Origin of the sequence: Brachybacterium sp. AG952, from assembly GCF_004362645.1 — a bacterium.
Lineage (GTDB): Bacteria > Actinomycetota > Actinomycetes > Actinomycetales > Dermabacteraceae > Brachybacterium > Brachybacterium conglomeratum.
Genome location: NZ_SNXV01000002.1, coordinates 443,570 through 467,216, shown reverse-complemented (window position 1 = coordinate 467,216; position 23,647 = coordinate 443,570). Strand labels below are relative to the sequence as shown.

Genomic DNA, 23,647 nt, shown 5'->3' with positions numbered 1-23,647 from the left:
GGCGGGAGAGGGGTGGCAACGAGATCCGGCGCGGCCGGACAAGGGTCCGGGAGGAGACCGAGCGGTCGGCGTCCGAGCCCTTCCCTTCTCCGCGCGGTCCCGGCGACCTAGGTTGGGACGAGACCGCAGGTGCCATCGCCCCACCGCGTACTCGGTGGGCAGAGGAGGAGCACGCCATGAGAGTCGCCGTCATCGGAGCCACGGGGAACGTCGGGACCGAGGTGCTCGCAGCCCTCGCCCGCCGGCCCGAGGTCACCTCGGTCCTCGGAATCGCGCGTCGTCTCCCCGTGCGCACCGAGGAGCCGTACGCGAGCGCGGAGTGGGCCGCGATCGACGTCGGGGGCGAGACGCCTGCGCAGGAGGCGATCGGCGAGCTCACCGAGGCGCTGCGTGGAGCGGATGCCGTCATCCATCTCGCCTGGCTGATCCAGCCCAACACGCACAGGGACCTCCTGCGCCGGGTGAACGTCGAGGGGACGGCGCACGTGGGCCGGGCCGCCGCGGAGGCGGGAGTCGGCACGCTGGTGGTCGCCTCGTCGGTCGGTGCCTACTCTCCGTCCCCGGGACGGGAGGTCCGTGACGAGTCGTGGCCGACGGACGGCGTGCGCACCTCCCACTACAGCGTGGACAAGGTCGCCCAGGAGCAGGTTCTCGACGAGATCGAGCGGCTGCATCCCGAGATGACGCTCACCCGCCTGCGCCCCGCGCTGATCTTCCAGGGGGACGCCGGCTCCGAGATCCAGCGCTACTTCCTGGGCCGATGGATGCCCGTGCAGCTGCTGCGCGCCGGGCGGCCGCCGCTGCTCCCGCTGCCGCGCGGGCTGCGGATCCAGGCGGTGCACGCCCGTGACGTCGCCGAGGCCTACGCCGCCGCGGCCGTGGCGAAGGTTCCCGGCGCCTTCAACATCTGCGCGGACGATGTGCTCGACGTGCGGGACCTGGCCCGTCTCGTGGGGACGGGACGGGCGATCGAGCTGCCCGTGCCCGCGGTGCGCGCCGCGCTCGCCGCGGGGCACCGCGCGGGATTGGTCGCCGCCGACCCCGGATGGGTGGACATGGGCATGAACGTGCCCGTGATGGACAACGGCCGTGCCGAGCGCGAGCTGGGCTGGCGGCCCCGTCACAGCGCCGCCGACGCCCTCTCCGAGCTGCTCGAGGGGATGGCCGACGGCCGCGGCACCGGCTCGGTGCCGATGCGTCCGCGCGACAGCCGACGGGCGCGCCTCCCGGTCGGCGGGATCGCCGCGGGCGGGGGAGGGGGCGGCGACGCCGGGCCCTCGCCGCGGATCGACGCCGGGCTCCTCGGCCTCTACCTCTCCGACCACCTCACCGGGGCCACCGCCGGCGCTGCCCGCATCGACCGGATGGCGGCCGACTACGTGGACACCCCGGTCCATCCGGTGCTCTCCTCGATCGCCGAGCAGATCCGCGCCGAGCGGCGCTTCCTCCACCAGCTGATCGACGACCTAGGACTGCGACGCCGGCGCTACCGGCAGGCCGCGGCCTGGCTCGGCGAGCATGCGGGCCGTCTGAAGAGCAACGGGCGGCTCGTCGCGCGCTCCCCGATGACGATGGTGCTCGAGGCGGAGCTGATGCGCAGCGCGGTGATCGGCAAGCGGGGCAGCTGGCTCACCCTCGCCGACAACGCCCAGGAGCTCGGACTGGACGAGGAGGGGTTCCGCGAGCTCGCCGAGCAGGCACTGCACCAGTTCGAGCAGCTCGAGGCGGTCCACGCCTACGCCCGCCGGCGCGCGTTCCGCACCGACCGCGGGACCTTCGACCCGCCGGAATGAGAGGGACGAGGCGCAGGGAGGTACGGTCGGTCCGTGACGAGCGCACCGACCTCCCTGTCCCTGTGCCTCGACCGTCTCATTGCAGCGCTGTCCATGGCGACGGGCTCCGCCGCGCCGCATGACGCGATCCCGGACTCGGCATCCTGGCGGATGATCCGTCCTGGAGCGGACGCGCCGAGGCCGTCGACGAGGTCCTCGCCTCCCACGGCTTCGACGCCGTGGGCGACGCGGGCCGCCGCAGCGGCGCCCCCGCCTACGGCTTCGACACGACACGCCCCGACGGCGCACGCCTCCAGCTGTACTCCGTCCCCGGCCAGACGGTGATCCGCCTGTCCGGCGTGCCCGTCGACCCCTCGGCCTGCGACGGCTGAGCGCTCCCGCTCACCCCTCGCCCGCGGCGCGCCCCTTCGCCTTCCCGTTCGAGTGCGCGGGCGGGCCCTGCTCCCCGGCGTGCCCGGGCTTCCCCGTCTGCCCGGCGTGCGCCGGCGGGCCGGTGCGCTTGCCGTCCTCCTGCCCGGCGACGAACACGGCGACGGTGTGCGCGGGCACGCTCACGGTCCCGGTCTCCGCGTCCCAGCTCGCGCCCTTGACGACCTCGTCGGCGCCGTCCGCCTGCACCTCGTGCAGCGTGTAGCCGAGCCCGGCCATGTGCTCGATCTGCTCGGTGAGCGGCTCGTCGGAGGCGTTGAAGACGGTGACCACGCCGTCGAGGGCGGGGTCGACGTCGGGGCCGACGGTGTCGTCGATCCGCATCACGAGCAGGCCCGGGGTCGCCTCGGGGCCGGCGTTCGGGAAGGTGACCTTCTGGCGGATCAGCTCCGCATCGCCGAGGGTGAACAGCGGCGTGGAGGAGCGCAGGCGCAGCAGGTCCAGGGTGGCCTCGCTGCTGCTCGCGATGTCCTCGGGGGCGGGGTTCTTGGCCGGGTCCTCCAGCATCGGCACCATCAGGTCCCAGGCCTCGCCGTTCTTGCCCTCGGGCGGCAGGCCGTTCGCGTACCCGCTGTCCTGCTCGGTCCAGTCGATGGCGTTGAAGTGGTCGCCGGAGTCGTAGCTGTCGCGGTCCAGGGACTTCGAGCGCATCAGGTCGGTGCCGCCGGCCCAGAAGGAGGGCGACTGTCCCAGCGCCACGGTCGCGAGCGAGAGCGTGTTCATCCGCACGCGCACGTCCATGGGGGCGTCCTGCGGCAGCTTCCACACGTTCATGTCGTACAGCGCCTCGTTGTCGTGCGCGTCGACGTAGTTCACGGTCTCCTCGGGCCGTGTCGCGTACCCGGCCGGCGCGCCGTTGTAGTCCAGCTGGTCGCCGCGCACCACCTCGCCGGTGGAGCCGAGCAGCTCGTAGTCGGCGAGGTTGCCCGCCATCCCGAGTCGGATCAGGTCGGTGCGGTGGCGCAGGTCGGTCAGCTGCTCGGCCTCGCCCACCTCGGCGTGGCCGTTCGGCATGGTGGCGAGACCGTTGCCGAAGCCCTGGGAGGTGCGCTTGTCGGTGTCGAAGGGGCTGCCGCCGTGGACGGCGTCGCGCAGCCGGTCGTTGAAGGTGCCGATCGAGGTGCCGCCGAGCTGCCCCTGCGTGGCCTGGGTGAAGCGGGCGTTGCCGGCGACCTCGCCGAAGTCCCAGCCCTCGCCGTAGAGGTAGATGCCCTTGCCGTCCACGCCGTCGGCCTCGAGGGTCAGCTCGTCCAGTGCCTCGCGCACGGCGAGCATGTTCTCGCGGCTGTGATGGCCCATGAGGTCGAAGCGGAAGCCATCGACGCCGTAGTCCCGCGCCCAGGTCACGGTCGAGTCGACCATCAGCTTCTGCGCCATCGCGTGCTCGGTGGCGATGTTCGAGCAGCAGGTGGAGTTCTCGACGCCGCCGGCGAGGTCCAGGCGCTGGTAGTAGCCGGGGACGATGCGGTCGAGGACCGAGCGCTCGGACTGCCCGTGCGCGGCGGTGTGGTTGTACACCTGGTCGAGCACGACCTGCAGGCCCATGCCGTGCAGCTCGCCCACCATGGCGCGGAACTCGCGGGTGCGCTCGCCGCCGACCTGGTGGCCCTCGGTCGCGTACGAGCCCTCGGGCGCCATGTAGTGCAGCGGGTCGTAGCCCCAGTTGTAGGCGTCCTCGCCCGCGACGGCCGCGACGGCCTCCTGCTGCGCGGGGGAGGCGGGGCCGGCGTCGGCGGGGATGTCCGGGCGCAGCTGTGCGGCGCGGTCCTCCTCGATGGTGGCGATGTCGAAGGTGGGCAGCAGGTGCACGGTGGTCATGCCCGCCTCGGCGAGCTCGGCCAGGCGCGCGGAGCCGGCCGAGTCCGGGTGGCCGACGGCGGCGTAGGAGCCGCGGATCCCCTCGGGCAGCGCCTCGTCGCCGGCGGAGAAGTCCCGCAGGTGCATCTCGTAGATGGTCTGGTCGGCGAACTGCGCGACCTCGGGGGCGGGCGTGTCGGTCCACACCTCCGGCGCCCAGCGCGGGTCGTCCAGGTCCACGAGCACCGAGTGGGTCGAGTTCACGGTCAGGCCCACGGAGTACGGGTCGGTGACGACGTTGGTGACGACCTGGTCGAGGGCGGGCACGTACACCTCGACCGCGAACGTATAGGCCTGGCCGGTCCAGTGCTTCCTGCCCTCGAACGTCCACGCGCCGTCCGCGCCGCGCCGCATCGGGTACGTCCGCACGGGGTCCGACGGGGCGGTCGCCTCGTCCGCCGGGCCGTGCAGCTGCAGGGTGACGGAGCGGGCGGTCGGCGCCCACAGCGCGAGGCTCGGCGCGCCGTCCTCCCAGCTCGCGCCGAGCTGCTGCTCCGCGGCGGCCTCGGCGTAGAGCGCGTCGAGCACGCCGGGGATCTGCAGCCCGGTGAGCACCTCGAGGCCGTCCGGTCCGTGCTGGGCGACGACCAGCTGGCCGCGCAGCGCCTTCTCGAGCACTCCGCGCTCGAGCTCGGGCAGGTCGAGGGCGAGGTGGCCGGACAGGTGCGCGCGGCCGACGAGCTCGTCCTCGGCGAGGCCGCCGTCCCGCAGGGTCAGCTCGCCGAGGCTCTGCCCGCCGGTGACCTCGTCGCCGTAGGCGGAGATCCCGCCGCCGGCCGCGGCGAACAGCTCCCAGCGCGTCGCCTCCGCATCGGTCACGAGGTCCGCGGGCCAGGCGATCGTGTCCGTGTCGATGAAGTGGGCCAGCTGCTTGCCGGAGCCTGCGGTCAGCGAATCGGAGGCCTCGATGGTCAGCTGATGGGTGGCCGGGTCGTACTCGAAGGTCACGATCTCTCCGTCCTGGGTGGAGAAGGTGTGGTTGGCGCCGTCGAGCACGCCGTCCACGCCGTAGTTCTCCGCCCACGATCCCCCATGGGCGACCTTCACCTCGTAGGACCCGCGGGGCAGGTCCCCGGTGGAGAAGGTGTAGATCCCGTCGCCGTCGGCGTCCTGCATCCAGGTGCGCATGCACCCGGGCATCCAGTCCTCGGGGCAGCCGAGCGCGGCGTTCATCGAGCCGGGGAGGGTGAGGAAGGGGCCCTGGGCGCTGTTCTGCACGACGTGCGTGACCGGGTCGTACCAGAAGGTGAGCGGCCCGCCGTCGTGGGTGTAGGTGATATCGCCGCCGCCGGGCACACCGCCTGCGCCGTAGTTCTCGTCCCAGCTGCCGCCGATGGCGACCTTGAAGGCGTAGTCGCCGGCGGGCACGTCGAAGGTGCCGGTGTACTTGCCGGAGTCGGCGTCCAGGTCCAGCTGGGCGGAGGTGCAGTCGGGCTGCCAGTCGCCCGCGCAGCCCATCGCCGCGTTGTGCGATCCGGGCAGGGTCACGGACTGCTCATCGACCTCGCCGGTGTCCCCGTCCTGGGAACCGGTCGCGGAGAGGTCCGCGCCCACCACCGCGGTCGCGGAGTCCGCCACGCGCTCGCCGCTCGCGTCGGTGGAGACGGCGCGGTACTCGATCAGGGTGCCGACGGGCAGGTCCGCCACGTCGTGGAAGATGCGCGGGGTGTCGTCCTCGGCGGTGCCGAGCGGGGTCCACGCCACCTCACCGGCCGCCCGCCAGCTGAAGGAGGTCTCGGCCCAGCGGTCCTGGGCCACGGTCGCGGAGATCGGGGCGTGTCCCTCGACCTTCCCGCCGTCGGCCAGATCCAGGGCGATCGCCTGCGCGTCACCGGCCGGCGCGACGGGCTGATCGGCCACCAGGACCGCCGCGCCGAGCGAGGGGATCGTGAGCTCGAGGGTCCCGTCGGCCGCGGCGGTCACCGCGGCGTGGTCGCCGTACAGCGGCGAGTAGGTCGCCCCCGGGGTGAGGGCGGTGAGGGTGACGGTGCGCTCCTCGGGTGCGTTGTTCAGCGCCACCAGGTGCTCGATCTTCTCGTCGCGGTCCACGCGGGAGAAGGCGTAGACGCCGGCGCCGTTCTCGGCGTACAGCTCGATCTGCGCGCCCGTGGACAGCGCAGGCGTCTCGCCGCGCAGTGCCGCGAGCTCGCTGATCAGCGGGTACAGCTGCGCCTCGGTCGAGAAGTGCTCGCCGCTCCCGTACGGGGTGCCGTCGATCAGGGTGTCGTCGAGGTAGGACGGCACCTGGCTTGCGAACATTGACTGGCGGGCGTCCTTGTCGTTGCCGTCGCCCACGAAGCCCTGCTCGTCGCCGTAGTAGATGACGGGCTGGCCGCGGGTCAGCAGCATGGTCTCGTGCGCGAAGGCGGCGCGCTCGTCGAGCCGGTCGGAGCTGCTGAGCAGGTTCCCGATGCGGCCCATGTCGTGGTTGCCCAGGAAGGTAGGCAGGTCCGCGGCGGAGGAGTCGGCGGTCGTGTAGTGGTCGTCGGCGGCGAACAGCCCGGCCATGCCCTGCGCGGTGTAGCCCTTGGCCCAGTTGGTCGCGGAGGCCTGGTAGGCGAAGTCGAGCACCGAGTCCATCTCGGTGTCCCGCACGTAGGGGGACAGCAGCGTCGCGTCGGCGTCGTACACCTCGCCGAAGGTGAAGAACTGGTCCCCGGCCGGGGTCGCGGCCTGGTGGTCGACCAGGGCGGAGGTGAAGGTCTGCCAGAAGGCGAAGTCGACGTGCTTGACGGTGTCGATGCGGAATCCGTCGATCCCGAAGTCCATCCAGGTGGTGTAGATGTCCGTCATCGTCTCGGCCACGCGCGGGTCTTCGGTCATCAGGTCGTCGAGGCCGTCGAAGTCGCCGAAGGTGACGGACTCGCCTTCCCACGTCGAGTTGCCGCGGTTGTGGTACATCGTCACGTCGTTGAGCGCCTCGGGGACCATCACTCGGTTCTGCTCCGAGCGGACCGGGGTGTAGGGGAACGAGGTCTCCGCATCGAAGGCGGGGAAGTCCGGGGACTGGGCGAGCGCCGTGACGTCCACCGGGTTTCCGTCCTGGTCGAGGTAGGGGGCGGTGGCCTGGTCGACGTAGCCGTACTCGCCCTCCTCGTAGTCGATGAGGTCCGCGGTGTGGTTGGTGATGATGTCGAAGTACACCTTGATGCCGCGCGAGTGCGCGTCCTCGATCAGCGCCTTGAGCTCCTCGTTGGTGCCCAGATGCGGGTCGATGGTGGTGAAGTCGGTGATCCAGTAGCCGTGGTAGCCGGCGCTCGCGTCGGCGCCCTCGCCCTGCACGGGGTTGTTCGTGAAGGACGGGGTCAGCCAGATGGCGCTCATCCCCAGGCCCTCGATGTAGTCGAGCTGCGAGTGGAGCCCGGCGATGTCCCCGCCCTGGTAGAAGCCCTTGTCGGTGGCGTCGAAGCCGTGGTCGAGGCGGTCTCCCTCGAGGCCGCCGGTGTCATTGCTCGGATCGCCGTTCTCGAAGCGGTCGGTGAGCACGAAGTAGAAGGTCTGCCCGCCGCCGGGATGGCGGTAGGGGGCTGCGGCGAGCTCGTCGTCCGCCTCGGTGTACTCCCCGCCCTGCTCGGCCAACGCGACGGACAGCCGCGAGGTCTCCGCATCGAAGCGGAAGGTGATCTCGGCGGGCGCGGCGACGGCCAGCGGGATGTTGTCCTCCCCGCCGTCCAGGCCGTAGGCCTCGTCCCAGCCGCCGCCGATCGCGGCCTTGACCTCGAACTGCCCGGCAGGCACCTCGAAGGTCGACTCCCACTGCCCGGCCGTGTCGGTGGGGGAAAGGGCGGTGGCCTCGCAGGCCGGGTCCCAGTCCTCGCCGCAGCCCAGCTCGTCCTGCAGGGAGCCCGTGAGCACCGGCTGCCCGGGGCCGACGGCGTGCACGAGCGGGGCGGTGCCCAGCATCGTCGCCGTGCCCATCGCCAGTGCTCCGGCGATCGCGAGCAGACGGGTTCTCATCGGGCGGGCGGACGGCTGGATCGACATGCGGGGACTCCTCTGTCCGGGCAGCAGCGTCGACCGGGGCCGACGGGAGAGGCAGGCGGTGCGGAGCATCCGACCTGCAAGAACTTGCAGTGCATCTGCCGCTCCTGTGCGGCCGACGCGTCGACCACCGTAAGCGGGCCAGGTCGCATGCTCAAGGGAGCCCGCGAAACCTGCAAGAACTTTCAGGGCGGTGGGGGCGGTACCGTCGAGGCGTGACCAGCGCACTGACCACGTACCTCGACCGGCTCACCGCGGCCCTCGCCTCCGCGCAGACCTCCGATGTCGCCGATGCACACGGCCCCGGCGACCTGGTGCTCCCCGACCGCGGCATCTCCGGCAGCGCGGAGGAGGATGGCGACATCCCCGAGCTGTCCTTCCTCTCCGGCGCCCGGGAGGATCACCTGGGCGTCGCCGTCTGCACGATCGACGGCGAGATCACCGCCTCGGGCACCGGGCACGCCTTCCCGATGCAGTCCATCTCAAAGGCGTTCGCCTACGGCGCGGCGATCGACCTGCACGGCGCGGAGTATGTCGAATCGCTCGTCGACGAGGAGCCGACGGGGGAGGAGTTCAACGCCCTCAGCCTCGACCCGTACACCAAGAAGCCGAAGAACCCGCTGGTCAACATCGGTGCGATCCGCACCCACGCCATGCTCGGCACCACCCGGGAGGAGCGCACGCAGCGGCTGCGCGCGGTGCTCGACGCCGCGGCGGGCCGCCCGCTCGCCCCGCACGAGGTGACCTGGCGCGAGGAGCTCAAGAGCGCCGACCGCAACTACGCGCTGGCCTACATGCTGCGCGCCGCCGGCTCGATGACGGAGGACGCGATCGAGGTGGTCGCCGGCTACATCGAGGGCTGCTCGGTGCTCACGACCGTCACCGACCTCGCCGTCATGGCCGCGACCCTCGCCTCCGGCGGTACGAACCCGCTCACCGGCCAGGAGGTGTTCTCCCGCGTCGCCGCCCGCCAGGTGCTCTCGGTGATGCTCACCTGCGGCATGTACGACAACGCCGGCGACTGGGTCAGCGACGTGGGCCTGCCGGCGAAGTCCGGGGTGGGCGGCGGGATCATCGCGGGCCTGCCCTCCCGCTTCGGGGTCGCGAGCTATGCCCCGCAGCTGGACCTGCACGGCAACTCGGTGCGCGGCACGCTCTTCTTCGAGCGGCTCAGCGCCGACTTCGCCCTCCACATGCTCGACGGCGTCGAGCCGCGCGAGCTCGAGGAGTGCGCGCGGGAGCTGATGGACGCGGGGACGCATCCGTGAGCACGGTGCGGGAGATCTCCGCCTCGGACTGGCGGATCTGGCGCGCGCTGCGCCTGAGAGCGCTGCGCGAGGACCCGGACGCCTTCGCCAGCACCCTCGCCGCCGCCCTCGAGCGGGACACGCAGGACGGGGAGGCCTATTGGCGCGGCTACTTCACGCGCCCCGGCCCCGTCCTGATCGCCGAGGTGGACGGCGCCCCCGTCGGGATGGCGCGCGTGGTGGTCGAGGACGGCCCCGCGCACCTCTACTCGATGTGGGTCGCACCCGAGGCGCGGGGGAGGGGTGTCGGCGCGCGCCTGATCACGGCCGGTCTCGACTGGCTCGCCGCGCACCACCCGGGACGCACGCTGCGCCTGGAGGTGGTCGAGACCAACCTCCCCGCGCGCCGCCTCTACTCCCGCTGCGGCTTCGCCGTCGTCGGCCCGAACCCCGAGGACGCGGCCGAGATCGTCATGGAGCACGTTCCCGATCGGTAGACTTCCCGCCATGAGTTCCCCTTCGCGCAACGAGCTGGTCCGTCGCCCCTTCGAGGGCCTCCCGAACGAGCAGGACCTGGTCGCGATGCGCCAGCTGATCCCCGCGGCGACCATGTCGGCGAGGACCACCGAGGAGTACGACGCGGTCGACGTCGAGCTCGCCACGATCCTGCCGATGGCCTGGCCCGCCGTGCGCCGCACCGACGGCACCGTCACCGTCGGCGTGCAGGCCCCGTTCCCCGGCGGCGACCTCTCCCGCGGCCTCGGCCAGGCGATCCGCCAGGCGGTCGCGCTCGAGCCGGGCAGCCCGATCACCTCCGTGTCCCTCGAGGACGACTCCCCGCGCCTGCAGGACGTGCTGGACCTCTCCGGCGACTTCACGATCCGGGTCCAGGACACCTTCGAGTTCTGGCTCGACCCGAGCGCCGAGCGCACCGGCGAGATCGAGCAGGCGATCACCCAGGCGAACGACTCGATCATGCCCACCCGCCCGGTCGAGGGCCTGCCCCACGCCTACTGGGTCGACGCCGGAGCCAAGGAGCACGTGCGCTGGGTGCTGGACGCCGACGAGGACCGCGTCATCGACGCCGTCACCCGCCTCCACGCCCGGCGCGAGTCCGCGCTCTGCGAGGGTGCGAAGTACGTCGGCTCCTTCCGCGCCGAGGGCCTGTCGATCCCCGTCTGGGACCTGCCGAAGGGCTCCGGGGTCGAGGCCGCCGAGGCGGAGGCCGAGTCGTTCCGCGCCCGCTTCGAGGAGGCGCTGGCCTCCACCGAGCCGCTCACCGCGATGGAGCGTCGCGCTCGGGGCGGCATCGTCGCCCGTCAGGTGACGCTGCGATGAGCGCCGCGGGGCCGCTGACGGCGCACCGCCCCGAGCGGGTCGCCGTCGTGATCCCCGCCAAGAACGAGGCGGAGCGGATCGAGACGACCATCGCGTCGGCCCGGGGGATCCCGGGGGTCGACCTCGTGGTCGTCGTCGACGACGGCTCGTCCGACGCCACCTCCGCCGTGGCGATGGGGGCCGACGCCCTGGTGGTGCGGCACAAGACCAACCGCGGCAAGGCCGCGGCGATGGCGACCGGCGCGCAGATGGTCGCGATCCAGGAGGGCGCCGAGCGGGCCGACGGCGGGGAGAGCTTCTCCGAGGAGCTGCACGCCGAGCCCCGCTCGCCCGGCCACACCGGCCCGCTGCCCGTGATCGACGACCGCGCCGCCGTGCCGCGCGCTCTGCTGTTCCTCGACGCCGACATGGGTGACTCCGCGGCGGCGGCGCAGCCGCTGGTCGAGGCGGTCCTCGGCGAGGGCGTCGACATGGCGATCGCGCTGCTGCCGCCGCAGTCGGGCGCCGGCGGGATGGGCGTCGTGGTGCGCACCGCCCGCCGCGGCATCCTCCGCGCGACCGGCTGGGAGGCGACGCAGCCGCTGTCCGGCACCCGCTGCATCACCCGCGAGACCTGGGACGCCTGCCAGCCCCTCGCCCCCGGCTGGGGCGTGGAGACCTCGCTGACGATCGACGCGCTGACCGCCGGCTTCTGGGTCAAGGAGATCCCCGCCGACCTCCACCACCGCGCCACCGGCAACGACCTGCGCGGCCGCCTGCACCGCGCCGCGCAGCTGCGCGACGTGCTGCGCGCGCTCGCCCGCACGCGCCACCTGAGCCCGGAGCTGGAGGAGGACGCCGCGGCGGCGGAGACGCCCGCAGCCCTCCCGGCGACGGCGTCCGAGAGCCAGGGAGCCGCCCCGCCCGAGACCCCGTCGGCAGTCATCCCGGAGACGGCGCCGACGACGAAGACCGGCCCCGGAACGGAAGCGGACGCAGCAGCGGAGCCGCAGCCCGAGCGGCCCGCCGCCCCGTCGGCCGGAGTCCCCGCACCCCTCCCCGTCGGCGGCGCCGACCACGACGAGGCGAAGGTCTGGGCCGGCCTCGCGGACCTCGACGAGCCGGACGCCGAGCTGGCCGAGCAGCGACGTCTCACCCTCGCGGACCTCCCCGTCGACGGCGAGTTCTCCGACGACGAGACCCGGGCGCTAGGCGATGTGGATCCGGCCGAGCTCGACGGCCTGCTGCGCGCCCTGAAGGTCGAGGGCGACTTCGCGCCCGACGACATCGTCTATCTCGCCGGCACCGATCTCGAGCAGCTCGCCGAGCGGCTGGACGCCGCGCCCGTCGAGGGCCGCTTCGAGCCGGCGCACGCGGTCATCATCGCCTCCCACCTGCAGGTGGGGGAGCCGGAGATCCCCGCCTCGCTCAACGCGCCGCTCACGCCCGAGGAGTACACCTCCCTGGTCGTGCACGCCGCGGTCGACGCCGAGAACAGCTGATCAGACGCGCTGCTCCGTCGTCCTGCTGGCCGGGAGCGGGTCCGGCAGCGTCGGCGGCAGCAGCGCGAGCCAGATCCCGAGCATCGCGGCGATCAGCACCGGCCCGGTATCGTTGACGGCGTAGCCCACCCACGCCCCTACCACGAGCGCGATCCGCACCCGGTGCGCGACGGGCTGGGACGCATCGAGCGCGGCGAGCCGCCGCCACCGCAGCCGGCGCGGCATGAGGATCGCGATCGAGGCGAGCACCGCGAGCACCAGCACCAGCGCGAGCGCCCAGTACCCGGTGGCCATGGCGATGTTCTGGGCGAGCTTGCGCACGATCACGGAGAGCAGCTCGCCGCTGAGCAGCTCGTCGATGAAGCGCCCCAGGTGGGTGCGGTCCTCGGGCGGGCGCAGCCAGTCCAGGAAGGACACCGACAGCACCGCCGCCGCCCCGCCGATGCCGAGGGCGAGCACGTGCCACACCCGCAGCCGGATCCCGGAGACGAGCAGCGCGAGCAGGCCGAAGGCCGGGACCGTGGCGAGGCCCGAGCCGAAGTCCGCACCCATCGACGGCGCGACGCACACCGCGGCGACCGCGAGCCCGACGCCGACGGTCCACAGCACCCGCGCCCGGGGCGTGCGCACCGCCGTGAACAGGCACAGCAGCGCCATCATCGCCGCGGCCAGCACCATCCCGAAGAGGTGGTTGGAGAGCCCGTAGAAGCGCCCGCCGGAGATCGGCTGCGCCCCGAGCGGGGAGGAGAGCTGCAGTCGCGACCCGACCGCGGACTCGGCCAGGATGATCCCCGCGACCAGCGCCGCGGAGACGCCGACGGGGCCGAAGCGGCTGCGGCGCCAGGGCCCGGCGAGCACGAGCACGGACAGCAGCGCGCACCCGCCCCACACCACGCCCGCCAGGGCGAGCGTCGGACTGTCGGCCCGCCACCACGGCACCAGCGAGGCGCACAGCCCCACCGGCAGCGCGAGCGGCGCGACCGCCGCGAGTGCGCGGCCGACGGCGGCGAGGCGCCGGCGTCGGGCGAGCGCCGGGACCAGCACGATCACGAGGCCGACCACGCCGAGAGCGAGCCAGGACCCGAACGCGGGGACGGTCGCGGCATCCACCAGCCGCGCCGCCTCCGACCGGTCCCAGGCGAGCTGCTGCGCGTCGTCGCTGTCGGTGCCGCGGAAGGGCTGGCCGGGGATCAGCCCGTCGGCGCTCGCGTCGTGGGAGGAGAGCACGGTCGCGACCACGTCGGTGATCATCACGACGCCGGTCTGCTTGGTGGCGCCGGAGGTGAGGGCCTGGCCGGGCAGGGCGGTGTCCATAGCGACCTGCAGGCCGACGGTGCGGGAGGCGACCGCGCCGGTGCGCTCGACCTCCTCGGGATGCTCGGGGTCGGTCGCGGCGACGGAGACCAGCAGGGTGCGCGGAAGGTCCGCGGCCTCACAGCCGCCGAGGTCCTCGAGCGCCGCGGCGACGGCGCCGTCGAGATCGGCGAGGGCGGCGGCGCGGGAGGGGTCGTCGTGGTCGGGGACGGACGGGGCGATCAGCTCGGCCACGTCCCCGTCCTGGAGCGCGCCGGCGACGGCGGCGGGGTCGTCGGTCCGGGTCACCTCTCCCGGCAGCTGCTCCCACTGGTCCGTCGGCGGGGTGGGGATGCCGCTGGTGCGCGGCGCCTCCTCGGCGAGGCCCCGGTAGCCGGTGTGCAGCGTCTCGAGCCCCTGCCGCTTCGTGGAGACGACGGTGGTGGAGGTGGTGTTCATGGCGCCCACGCCGGAGCGGTCCGCGAGGCACTGCAGCGTCGGCGTGCTCTCCGCGTCGATGTCCTCCCAGGTCAAGCCCGCTGTCGCGATCACCAGGCGCACGGGTGCGTCGGCCTCCGCGCCCCCGTCGGCCCGTGCGGAGGCGCCCGGCAGCAGGGCGAGCGCGGCCAGGAGCGCGAGCAGCAGCACCCGGAGGGCTCGGACGACGGGCAGGGAGGCGGAACGGGCGGGGGAGGCGGGCACGACCCGATGCTACGGGGCGGTCCTCGACACCGGCCGTGACGTGCACGGGGCCTCCACGTCCTCCGCCTATCGTGTCCTCATGCCCTCACCCCAGCCCCCGTACGAGCAGGTCCGCCGCGAGATCGTCGAGCAGGTGCGCGGCGGCGAGCTCAGGCCCGGCGACCGGCTCCCCGCCATCCGGGCGCATGCCGCGGACCTCGGGCTCGCCGCCGGCACCGTCGCCCGCGCCTACAAGATGCTCGAGGAGGCGCAGATCATCGTCACCCGCCGCGGCGCGGGCACGACGATCGCCCCCGGCGCCGTGGAGAGCGCCCGACGGGAGGCCGAGACCGCCGAGCGCGAGGACGGCGGACCCGTCGACGCGGCGCTGCTCTCCCTGTTCGCCGGACCCGTCGCCGAGGCCCGCACCCGCGGCGCCCGCGACGTCGAGATCCTCGCGACCGTGCGGGCGGTGCTCGCGGGGGAGAGCGCGGGCGGGAGCCGATGAACGCGCAGGACGGTCCGGAGCCGGGTCTGGTGTGAGGATCCGCCTCGAGCGCCTGGGCCCGGGGCATGCCGAGGAGATCCTCACCGGCCAGGACGAGGCGCTGGCCAGGGAGATCATCGGCCGCCCCTGGGACCGGGAGCGCCTCGAGGAGTTCCTCGCCCGCTGCGCGCGCTGGCGCGAGGACGGTCCGGTGGTCGAGTTCGCCGCGCTCGAGGAGGGCAGCGGCCGGCTGCTCGGCGGGGGAGGGCTGAACCGCCTCGCGCCAGGACTCGGACCGGGCCAGGTGGCGCTGACCTACTGGCTGTTCGCAGAGGCCCGGGGAAGCGGTCTCGGCGCGCCTCTGGCGGCGGCACTGGCCGACCGGGCGCGGGACCTGCCTGCAAGGCGCGGGACGGCGACGTCCGAGGCCGTGCTCCTGATCGCCCCGGACAACACCGCCTCGCAGACCGTCGCCCGCACTCTCGGCGCCCGGCCGACGGGCGCGCTCGTCCCGCACCCCGCGGACGGCACCCGTCGGGCGCTGCGCTGGGTGCTGGATCTGCGGGAGAGCTGACCTCGGTCAGCGCTTCGACCTCTCCTCCACATCCCGCTTGCTTCCACATCTCCCGTCGGTCCGTGGCGGTCGGGCGCTTCGAATGTCAGGGTGGGTCCGTAGGGTGATGACCAGCTGGAACACCCAGCACGGCGGCATCGATGACGAGTCCACGAGGAGGTGGGGGCGATGACCACGACGGACCACCGCACCGTGCCGTCTCCCGCCTCTGCGCGGTCCTCGCGCAGCTCGTCGGCCGGACCGTCGGCCTCCCGCGCTCCCGCCTCACGTGGCCCTGTGCCGCGCACCGCGACGGCCCCTCCCCGTGCCCGCGTGCGGGCACGGGCACGGCTCACCGAGGACACCCTCCTGCGCCGCGGCGGCGTCGAGACCGGCGCCGACGCTCGCACCATTGCGCGCCTGCTCGAGGAGGAGCGAGAGGACTCCAGGCGCCACGCGCGCCGGCTCGCCGACCTCGCCCCCTTCTGGATCGACCACGAGGACCTCGACCTCGACGACGACCGCGAGGAGCGCAGCCTCGCCGTCGCGATCGCGACCCGCACCACCACCGCGATCGCCTCCTATCGGATCGCGGACGCGCACACCGCCGTGACCGAGATGCTCGCGACCTTCGAACGACTCGCCGCCGGGGACATGCCCGTCGAATGGCACACGCGCATGCTGAAGGCGGTCCGCGACCTCACCGCCGTCCAGCGCGCCCAGGTCGACGAGATCGTCGCCTCCTGGGATCTCGCCTCCGTGCCTGCGGACCGCTTCCGTGACGAGCTGCGCCAGCTGCGCTCCTGGTTCGACCGCGAGATGAGCGCCCCGCGGCCCGAGTCGCTGCGCGACGTGTCCCTCGAGAACTCCCTGCACGACGACGGCACCGCCTGCCTGCGCATCACCGGCCCGATCCCCAAGATCCTCGACCTCGCCCGGCGCCTCGACCGCTCTGCGAAGACCGTCCAGGCCCGGCAGCGCCGCGCCCTCGAACAGGGCGAGCCGATCCCCTTCGACCTCGACGGGGACGTGGCCCGCGACGGAAAGGCCATGAGCCAGGCGGCGCTGCGCTATGCGACCCTCCTGCGCACCGAGCTCGACACCGACGGGGTCGAGATCCCCGCGCCGCGGCACCGCGTAAACGTCGTCGTCCCCGTGCTCACCCTGATGGGTCTCAGCGACACTCCGGCCCTGTACGACGGGATCCACCCGCTGCCCGCGCAGATGGCCCGCGACCTCGCCGCCGCCGAGCCCGTCTGGCACCGCGTCCTCGCCGACCCCGCGGACGGCGGATTCCTCCCGCTGCCCGCCGAGCGCTACCGCCCCTCCGCCGAGCAGGTGGAGCATCTGCGGCTCCTGCACCCGCGCTGCGCCGCCCCCTGCTGCACGCACACCACCACCGACGACGCCGAGAACGACCACATCGAGGAGTTCGACCACGCCGATCCCGCCCGCGGCGGACCGACCAGCCTCCACAACCTCCACCGCCTCGACTGGAGGCACCACGATCTGAAGACCGCCGGGCGCATCGATCCCGTGCGCGAGCCCGACGGCGCCACCACCTGGACGGTCGGCTCCCCGGCCCTGATCACCACCCGCGTCGCACCCCGTGGTGACCTCGCCGCGCCCTACCACGCGAAGGCGCTCATGGAGTCGTGGGAGGAGTTCTGCTGGCACCGGGACCTCGACCAGATGCAGGCGATCGGCGAGATCGACCGGATCCTGCAGGAATGGGGACCGGCGGACCCCCTGCACGACCCACCGCGCGACCCCGAGGACGAGAGCAGGCAGCGCTGGGAACAGGACCCGCCCTTCTGAGCCCGTACGATCATCCGATGCCCATGGACATCGAGCTCGTGCCACCGACCCTCGCCCTGCGCGACGAGGTCTCGGACTGCCTCGCCGACTTCGCCGGGACTGCCGTGGACGGATCCGGCATCACCGACCCCTCCCGCACGCCGCGGACCGACGACGAGCTCAGCGAGTTCATCGCCCGGCGCCTGGCGGAGGAGGACCCCTCCACGGAGCTCGCCGACGGCTGGGTCCACTGCACGAGCCGCTGGATCCGAGAGCCCGGAACCGGGCAGGTGCTCGGCTTCCTCGCCGTCCGCCACCAGCTCACGCCCTTCCTCCTCGAGGTGGGAGGACACATCGGCTACTCCGTCCGCCCCGGTGCTCGCCGCAGGGGCGTCGCCACCGCCGCCCTCGCGCAGGGTCTGGAGATCGCGGCCGCGCTCGGCATCGACCCTGTGCTGGTCACCTGCGACACCGACAACACCGCCTCGCGCCGCACCATCGAGGGCGCGGGCGGCTCCCTCGAGGACATCCGCGACGGGAAGCGCCGCTACTGGATCGGCGACGGTGAACGGCCCGTGCGGCGCTGACACAAGCCGCGGCGCGCTCGGGGCGCCGAGTACCCTTCCCCCATGCGGTACGGATTCCTCGGTCCCGAGACGACCTTCACCCACCAGGCACTCCTCCAGGCGCTCACGGAGATCCCCGAGGAGTTCCGGGCCACGGAGCCCGAGCTGGTGCCCTTCGCCTCGGTCGCCACCGCCACCACCGACCTAATCGCCGGGGACATCGACGCGCTCATGGCCCCGATCGAGAACTCCGTCGAGGGCGGCGTCTCCGGGACCCTCGACGTGCTCGCCGCGACCGACTCCATCACGATCGTCGCCGAGCAGACCGTGCAGATCACCTTCGTGCTCGCCGCGCGCGAGCAGACCGCGCTCGAGCAGCTGACCACCGTCTCCTCCCACCCGCACGCCCAGGCGCAGGTGCAGGGATGGCTGCGCAGCAAGGTGCCCGGCGCGAACATCGCCGCCGCCTCCTCGACCGCCGCCGCGGCCCGCGACCTGGCGAGCATGAGCGAGGACGAGGCCTGGGGCCGCGCCGCGGTCTGCTCGCCGCTGGCCGCGGCACACTTCGGCCTCACCGTCCTCGCCGAGGGGATCGAGGACCACGCCGGCGCGATCACCCGCTTCGTGCTCGTCACCCGCGAGGGCCGGATCCCCGCCCGCACCGGCTCGGACAAGACGACCGTCGTGATCCAGCTGCCGCACAACCGCTCCGGCGCCCTGCTCGAGGCGCTCGAGATCCTCGGCTCCAACGGCGTGAACATGTCCCGCATCGAGTCCCGGCCCGTCGGCGACTTCCTGGGCCGGTACTCCTTCTCCCTCGACCTCGAGGGGCACATCGAGGACCGGCGGGTCTCCGCGGCGCTGCGCTCCCTGCACCGGCTCTGCCCGGTGGTGCACTACCTCGGCTCCTACCCGCGGGTCGACGGCGAGCAGCCCGAGGTGCGCGAGGACTTCGCCGACGGCGCCTACGACGAGGCGCACGACTGGCTCGAGCGCCTCACCGGCATGATCACCCCCGCCGATCCGACCACGGAGATCTGAGATGGCCCCGAAGGCACCCGTCACCGTCACCGGCACCGCCCAGGTGCGCGCGATCGACGAGCGGCTGATCCTGCCGCTGCCCGAGGAGGCGAGCGCGCAGCTGCCCTCCCGCGGGCAGGTCGCCGTGCACGCCTCCCTCGACGGACACGAGCGCGACCTGGTCGTCGAGCCCGACGGGCGCAAGGGGCACTGGATCGACCTCGACGCGGAGATCGTCGGCGCTCTCGGCGCGAGCGAGGGCAGCACCGTCGAGTTCACCCTCACCACCACGAAGGACTGGCCAGAGCCGGAGGTCCCCGCCGACCTCGCCGCCGCGCTCGATGACGCCGACGACCTCGCCGAGACCTGGCCGTCGCTCACCCCGATGGCGCGCTGGGAGTGGGTGCGCTGGATCGGTGCGACCCGCAGCGAGAGCACCCGCGCGAAGAGGGTCGACGTCTCCATCGACAAGCTCCGCAACGGCTCGCGCCGCCCCTGCTGCTTCGACCTCTCCTCCTGCACCGACCCGGAGCTCGCCCGCAGCGGCAAGCTGCGGGAGTGAGCGGAACGGTGGCAGTGCTGCAGCGCCGCAGTTCGCGACGTGATCTCGCGGCCGTCGCCGTCTTCTCGGGGGTCGGCCTGGTCCTCGGCGGCTGTGGGCTCCTGCCCGGGCGCCGTCGGGAGATCGAGGTGGCCGCGAGCAGCGGTCTCACCGATGCCGTCATCGCGGTCGGCGAGGACCATGAGCCGCGTGACGTCGCCTCGGCCACTGAGGAGGAATTCGACTGGGACCGCTTCGCGGTCTACACGATCGGCACGCCCGCGACGACGATCAACGAAGAGTCGGGGGTGACCGTCGAGACCGGCGAGCGCTACTCCACGCAGGAGGTCCTCTTCGTCTTCCATCGGGACGGCACCGCCGTGCGGGGCGCGCCCTCGGGTTTCGAGTTCCTGGCGCACGGAGCAGGGGCCTGGTGGGGTCCGCGCACGCGGCTCGTGTGGGATCCGGAGCAGGGCACGCGGCTAGAGGACCCCGACGCCTGAGAAAGTGACGCTGACGGGGACGGTGCCGTTCCCAGGATCTCGCCGGCCGCTCTCAGCCTCAGCCGCCGCGCTGCCACATCTCGACGGTGTGCTCGCCAGGTGTCAGGGAGCCGTTCTCCTCGATCCGGTGGCGGGAGTCCCCGGGCGGGAGGCTGCCCACGCGGAACCCGATCCGCGAGTCGATCCGGTTGGTGCCCTCGAGCACGAGGCGCCCGCCCAGGGTGAGGTCCACCGCGTGGTCGAGCCCCTGCCCGAAGGAGCAGTCCCGGACCACGACCTGCCCGTCGGACGGGCGGGACCCCGCGACCCACACGCCGACCACCGGCTCGCCGCCGTCGTTGGTGCCCTCCGCGGGGGCGGGGGAGAAGGTGCACCGGTCGAAGACGATCTTGCGTGGGTTGAACAGCGCCGCGGCGTCGAAGGAGTAGGTCTGCTGGATCCGCACGCCGGCGAGGATCTCCGACCTCGGGGTGCCGACGCGGGTGCCGTGCGCGCGGAAGTCGCAGCGGGTGAAGACGACGTCGTCCCCGCGATGGACCACGCGGGGGACGAGCCCCTCGTCGCCGTCGTGAAGCCGGAGCGGAAGGCGCAGTTCTCGAGCACCGCTCGCCCTCCGTCCCCGCACTCGATGTCGGTGGGGCGCGTGTGCGGGCCGTCCTCGACGATCGCGTCGCGGATCTCGAAGTCGCCGTGGAAGCGTCCGTTGGAGAGCGTGTCGAGCTCGATGTCGATGTGCGCACCGGTGAACTCGCCCGAGCCGCGGTAGCCGTCCACGCGCACGCGGTTGTCGCCGCCGGTGATGGTGAGGCCGCCGCGGAAGCAGTCCACGCCGCGCAGGTCCGTGATCGTCGCGTCCGTCGCCGTCCACAGGTGGATGCCGTCGGAGACCGAGTTCTGCACCGTGACCCCGCTGATCCGCACCACCTGGCGGTACGGGCCGTCCCTCTGCCCGTTGAGGAAGATCAGGGAGGACTGCTCCTGCTCGTAGCCGCGGAACGCGCCCTGCTCGTGGATCGCGCCGTCGACGGTGAGGTCGCGCAGCACGATCGCGCTCGCGTGCTCCTCGGCGGTCCGGGCGGGGCGGTGCTGCGTGGTGAGGGTGCGCACGCCCTGGGGATGGTGCGGCGGGCGGAGGATCCGCGCGCCGTTGCCCTCCAGGGTCAGGCCGTGCTGGATGTCGACGCTGGAGACGACATAGACGGCGCCCTCGCGGAGCTCGACGGTGCCGGAGCCCGCGTCGCGCACCGCGTCGATCGCGGCCTGCAGCGCGTCGGTGTCGTCCGTCCGGCCGTCGCCGACGGCGCCGAACTCCTCGGGTGACCAGGGGGTGCCGTGTGCGGCGTCGGCTCCGGCGGCGGGACGGTCGACGGGATCGGTGGGGGCTGCGGGGGTCTCGGCCCTGCTGCTCCCGGCGGCGGCGAGCACCGCGGCGAAGCCGCCGGTGAGAGCGGCGGAGCCGAGCAGCCGGCGACGGGAGGGGCGCACCGGACGAGTCGAACGGGGGAGGCGGGGGGTCTCGTTGCCCATGGGGCGAGCCTCGCCGCGCCACCGAGGTAATCGAAGACCTCCGGGACCCTTACCCGCTGGTCACGGCCGGGAAGGCTCCGTGCTCTCCGGGACTCGCAGCCGCAGCACGCCGGGATCGACGGTCGCGATCAGGTGCGTCGCCTCGATGTCGGTGTCCCCATCTAGCTGGACCGGCTGCGCCTTCGCGGTCGTCACCCGGATGCCGGTGGTCAGGTAGCGCTCCATCGTGGAGAGCTTCGGTCCCACCTTCGGGACCAGCTTCGGGTTGATCACCTGGGTGGCGACCTGGCTGAAGCCCGCCGCGCCGCGCCAGCCGGCGACGACCACCTCGAGGCGGCCGTTGTCGATCGTCGCATCCGGCATCAGCACGAAGCCGCCGGGCAGCTTGCCGACGTTGCCCAGCAGCACGGTGCGGGCCTTGTGGGCGTGGCGGGTGCGGTCGGGCAGCTCGACGACGACGTCGACCGAGCGGCCGAGGATCGTGCGGACCCCGCCGAAGACGTAGGCGACCCAGCCGATGCGCTTCTTCATCCGCGGGTCGGTGTAGCCGATCATCTCGGCGTCGGCGCCGAAGCCCGCGATCACCAGGAAGATCTGCTTCGGCGCGGACTGCGCCGCCGCGGGGGAGTCCCCATAGCGCAGCCAGCCGACGTCGACCTGGTGGTCGGTTCCGGTCAGCGCCGCGACCATCGCCGCGGCCGGGTCCTCCAGGGGGATGTCGACGTTGCGGGCCAGGAGGTTGCCGGTGCCGGAGGGGATGATGCCCATGCGCGTCTCGGTGCCGGCGAGCACGGAGGCGACCATCCGTACGGTCCCGTCTCCGCCCGCGGCCATGACCAGGTCCGCGCCGTCGGCGACCGCCCGCTCCGTCTGCCCGCGCCCCGGGTCGTCGATCGTGGTCTCGTAGAACTCGACCTCCGCGCCCTCGACCCGCTCGACGACCTCGGAGATCCGTCGGCGGAAGTCGTCGGTGCCCTCGAACTTCGAGGGGTTCAGGACCACGGCGATGCGGCGCAGGCGGTCGGCGGCCTCCGCGTCCTCGCCGTCGTCCGGATTCTCGTGCGCCTCCGCCCGGGCTGCGCTCTCGGACTTCAGCGCGGAGAGCTCGCGGCGGTGCCGGCCGAGGCGTCGCAGCATCACGACCAGCAGGACGACGGCGATGATCGTGGTGACCACCGAGGCGATGCTCAGCAGCAGCAGGGTCAGATCCATGTGCCCACAGTAGCGGCGCGGCCACGCCGCGATAGGCCCGCGCACGCAGGTACCCTGGACCAATGATCGATCTGCGGCTCCTGCGAGACAATCCCGACGTCGTCCGAGCGGCCCAGCGGGCCCGGAGGCGCGACGCCTCCACCGTCGATGCGGTGCTCGAGGCCGACTCCCGCTGGCGCGAGGCCACCTCCGCCTTCGAGTCGGCGCGCGCCGAGCAGAAGGCCTTCGGCAAGAAAGTCTCGCAGGCCACCGGCGAGGAGAAGCAGGCGCTGCTGGCCGAGGTCAAGCAGCTCGCCGCCGACGTGAAGCGGCTCGAGGCCGAGTCCGGCGAGGCGCTCGCCGTCCGCGATGCGGCCCTGCGCGAGATCCCGAACCTCGCCGAGGGCGCACCCGAGGGCCTCGAGGAGGACTTCGTGCTCCGAGAGACCGTCGGCGAGACCCCGAGCTTCGACTTCGAGATCAAGGACCACCTCGAGATCGCCGAGGGCCTGAAGGCGATCGACATGGCCCGCGGCGCGAAGGTCTCCGGCGCCCGCTTCTACTTCCTGCGCGGCGTGGGCGCGCAGCTCGAGCTCGCGATCCTGAACTCCGCGATCGACCAGGCCACGAAGGCCGGGTTCACCCCGATGATCACGCCCACCCTGGTGCTGCCCGAGGCGATGGAGGGCACCGGCTTCCTCGGCGAGCACGCCGACGAGGTGTACCACCTCGACAAGGGCGACGACCTCTATCTCGTCGGAACCTCCGAGGTGGCGCTGGCGGGCTACCACAAGGACGAGATCCTCGACCTCTCCGACGGTCCGATCCGCTACGCCGGCTGGAGCGCCTGCTACCGCCGCGAGGCCGGCAGCTACGGCAAGGACACCCGCGGCATCATCCGCGTGCACCAGTTCCACAAGGTCGAGATGTTCTCCTACTGCCGCATCGAGGACTCCTACGAGGAGCACGAGCGGCTGCTGGACTGGGAGCGGGAGATGATGACGCGGATCGACGTGCCCTACCGCATCATCGACACCGCCGCCGGCGACCTCGGCACCTCCGCCGCCCGCAAGTACGACTGCGAGGCGTGGATGCCCAGCCAGGACACCTACCGCGAGCTGACCTCCACCTCGAACACCACCCAGTTCCAGGCGCGACGGCTGAACATCCGCGAGCGCACCGAGGACGGCCTGCGCCCCGTCGCCACCCTCAACGGCACCCTCGGCACCACCCGCTTCATCGCCGCGATCCTCGAGAACCACCAGCAGGCCGACGGCTCCGTCGTCGTGCCCGAGGGGCTGCGGCCCTATCTCGGCGGGCGCGAGGTCTTCGAGATCGCGGGCGGCGCTGCCTGAGATGCCC

Annotated in this window: 19 protein-coding genes; 15 read left to right on the top strand and 4 right to left on the bottom strand. The window is 73.0% G+C overall.

All coding sequences use genetic code 11. The features are described from left to right. Positions 1-176 precede the first annotated feature (176 nt). Both DEU31_RS07545 and DEU31_RS16775 read left to right on the top strand, forming a co-directional pair. Entirely contained in the window at positions 177-1,793 is a 1,617-nt protein-coding gene (locus DEU31_RS07545) for an NAD-dependent epimerase/dehydratase family protein (protein WP_010550009.1), read from the top strand. Positions 1,794-2,011: 218 nt separating this feature from the next. After that, the gene (locus tag DEU31_RS16775; protein WP_157998636.1) at positions 2,012-2,164 is read left to right on the top strand and encodes a hypothetical protein; all 153 of its coding nucleotides are present in this window, start codon (positions 2,012-2,014) and stop codon (positions 2,162-2,164) included. Positions 2,165-2,174: 10 nt separating this feature from the next. Here DEU31_RS16775 and pulA read toward each other — a convergent pair whose 3' ends face one another. Further along, on the bottom strand, positions 2,175-8,063 hold the full coding sequence (pulA, locus tag DEU31_RS07540) for a pullulanase-type alpha-1,6-glucosidase (RefSeq protein ID WP_133676667.1): 5,889 nt from the start codon (positions 8,061-8,063) through the stop codon (positions 2,175-2,177). A gap of 212 nt (positions 8,064-8,275) precedes the next feature. On the opposite strand from pulA, the gene glsA reads away from it, so the two are divergent. From glsA to DEU31_RS07520, 4 genes are read left to right on the top strand one after another with little or no spacing between them, the layout of a single operon-like run. Next, positions 8,276-9,328 (top strand): glutaminase A, encoded by a 1,053-nt coding sequence (glsA, locus tag DEU31_RS07535; protein WP_133676666.1) that lies wholly within the window; start codon positions 8,276-8,278, stop codon positions 9,326-9,328. Further along, entirely contained in the window at positions 9,325-9,804 is a 480-nt protein-coding gene (locus DEU31_RS07530) for a GNAT family N-acetyltransferase (RefSeq protein WP_133676665.1), read from the top strand. Before glsA ends, DEU31_RS07530 begins: the two co-directional genes overlap by 4 nt. Before the next feature lie 10 nt (positions 9,805-9,814). Continuing rightward, positions 9,815-10,645 (top strand): DUF5926 family protein, encoded by an 831-nt coding sequence (locus DEU31_RS07525; RefSeq protein ID WP_133676664.1) that lies wholly within the window; start codon positions 9,815-9,817, stop codon positions 10,643-10,645. Continuing rightward, the gene (locus tag DEU31_RS07520) at positions 10,642-12,126 is read left to right on the top strand and encodes a glycosyltransferase (protein ID WP_133676663.1); all 1,485 of its coding nucleotides are present in this window, start codon (positions 10,642-10,644) and stop codon (positions 12,124-12,126) included. Before DEU31_RS07525 ends, DEU31_RS07520 begins: the two co-directional genes overlap by 4 nt. On the opposite strand, the gene DEU31_RS07515 is transcribed toward DEU31_RS07520, so the two are convergent. Next, on the bottom strand, positions 12,127-14,121 hold the full coding sequence (locus tag DEU31_RS07515; protein WP_166649425.1) for a hypothetical protein: 1,995 nt from the start codon (positions 14,119-14,121) through the stop codon (positions 12,127-12,129). It abuts the gene before it with no gap. Between the two features lie 79 nt (positions 14,122-14,200). On the opposite strand from DEU31_RS07515, the gene DEU31_RS07510 reads away from it, so the two are divergent. From DEU31_RS07510 to DEU31_RS07480, 7 genes are all read left to right on the top strand, one after another. After that, positions 14,201-14,608: a GntR family transcriptional regulator gene (locus tag DEU31_RS07510; protein ID WP_010550016.1), complete on the top strand. Its 408-nt coding sequence runs from the start codon at positions 14,201-14,203 to the stop codon at positions 14,606-14,608. A gap of 31 nt (positions 14,609-14,639) precedes the next feature. Beyond that, positions 14,640-15,161, top strand: coding sequence for a GNAT family N-acetyltransferase (locus tag DEU31_RS07505; protein WP_133676662.1), 522 nt, complete (start codon positions 14,640-14,642; stop codon positions 15,159-15,161). 312 nt (positions 15,162-15,473) lie between these two features. Further along, a complete protein-coding gene (locus DEU31_RS07500) occupies positions 15,474-16,958 on the top strand; it encodes a 13E12 repeat family protein (RefSeq protein ID WP_243733772.1) in 1,485 nt (494 codons plus the stop codon). A gap of 17 nt (positions 16,959-16,975) precedes the next feature. Next, positions 16,976-17,524, top strand: a complete 549-nt coding sequence (locus DEU31_RS07495; RefSeq protein WP_224765367.1) for a GNAT family N-acetyltransferase — start codon at positions 16,976-16,978, stop codon at positions 17,522-17,524. A gap of 42 nt (positions 17,525-17,566) precedes the next feature. Beyond that, the gene (gene pheA, locus DEU31_RS07490; RefSeq protein WP_133676661.1) at positions 17,567-18,544 is read left to right on the top strand and encodes a prephenate dehydratase; all 978 of its coding nucleotides are present in this window, start codon (positions 17,567-17,569) and stop codon (positions 18,542-18,544) included. Between the two features lies 1 nt (position 18,545). Beyond that, a complete protein-coding gene (locus tag DEU31_RS07485) occupies positions 18,546-19,085 on the top strand; it encodes a YdeI/OmpD-associated family protein (protein ID WP_010550020.1) in 540 nt (179 codons plus the stop codon). Continuing rightward, entirely contained in the window at positions 19,082-19,567 is a 486-nt protein-coding gene (locus tag DEU31_RS07480) for a hypothetical protein (RefSeq protein WP_133676660.1), read from the top strand. Before DEU31_RS07485 ends, DEU31_RS07480 begins: the two co-directional genes overlap by 4 nt. Positions 19,568-19,625: 58 nt before the next feature. On the opposite strand, the gene DEU31_RS17135 is transcribed toward DEU31_RS07480, so the two are convergent. Then, positions 19,626-20,108 carry a hypothetical protein gene (locus tag DEU31_RS17135; RefSeq protein WP_166649416.1) on the bottom strand — a complete coding sequence of 161 codons (483 nt, stop codon included), beginning with the start codon at positions 20,106-20,108 and terminating at the stop codon, positions 19,626-19,628. Positions 20,109-20,212: 104 nt separating this feature from the next. On the opposite strand from DEU31_RS17135, the gene DEU31_RS17130 reads away from it, so the two are divergent. Continuing rightward, a complete protein-coding gene (locus DEU31_RS17130; protein WP_243733771.1) occupies positions 20,213-20,887 on the top strand; it encodes a hypothetical protein in 675 nt (224 codons plus the stop codon). Positions 20,888-21,154: 267 nt separating this feature from the next. Here the strand turns inward: DEU31_RS17130 and DEU31_RS07470 are convergent, their stop codons facing one another. Next, a complete protein-coding gene (locus DEU31_RS07470; RefSeq protein WP_010550023.1) occupies positions 21,155-22,306 on the bottom strand; it encodes a diacylglycerol kinase family protein in 1,152 nt (383 codons plus the stop codon). A 62-nt stretch (positions 22,307-22,368) separates the two neighbouring features. Here DEU31_RS07470 and serS point away from each other — a divergent pair, with 62 nt between their 5' ends. After that, entirely contained in the window at positions 22,369-23,640 is a 1,272-nt protein-coding gene (serS, locus tag DEU31_RS07465; protein ID WP_133676659.1) for a serine--tRNA ligase, read from the top strand. Positions 23,641-23,647: the final 7 nt, after the last annotated feature.

Bases quoted from the DNA above. Each gene is read 5' to 3' on its own strand.
- DEU31_RS07545 (WP_010550009.1), top strand. From the start codon at position 177: ATGAGAGTCGCCGTCATCGGAGCCACGGGGAACGTCGGGACCGAGGTG.
- pulA (WP_133676667.1), bottom strand. From the start codon at position 8,063: ATGTCGATCCAGCCGTCCGCCCGCCCGATGAGAACCCGTCTGCTCGCG.
- DEU31_RS07525 (WP_133676664.1), top strand. From the start codon at position 9,815: ATGAGTTCCCCTTCGCGCAACGAGCTGGTCCGTCGCCCCTTCGAGGGC.
- DEU31_RS07520 (WP_133676663.1), top strand. From the start codon at position 10,642: ATGAGCGCCGCGGGGCCGCTGACGGCGCACCGCCCCGAGCGGGTCGCC.
- DEU31_RS07510 (WP_010550016.1), top strand. From the start codon at position 14,201: ATGCCCTCACCCCAGCCCCCGTACGAGCAGGTCCGCCGCGAGATCGTC.
- DEU31_RS07495 (WP_224765367.1), top strand. From the start codon at position 16,976: ATGCCCATGGACATCGAGCTCGTGCCACCGACCCTCGCCCTGCGCGAC.
- pheA (WP_133676661.1), top strand. From the start codon at position 17,567: ATGCGGTACGGATTCCTCGGTCCCGAGACGACCTTCACCCACCAGGCA.
- DEU31_RS07485 (WP_010550020.1), top strand. From the start codon at position 18,546: ATGGCCCCGAAGGCACCCGTCACCGTCACCGGCACCGCCCAGGTGCGC.
- DEU31_RS07470 (WP_010550023.1), bottom strand. From the start codon at position 22,306: ATGGATCTGACCCTGCTGCTGCTGAGCATCGCCTCGGTGGTCACCACG.
- serS (WP_133676659.1), top strand. From the start codon at position 22,369: ATGATCGATCTGCGGCTCCTGCGAGACAATCCCGACGTCGTCCGAGCG.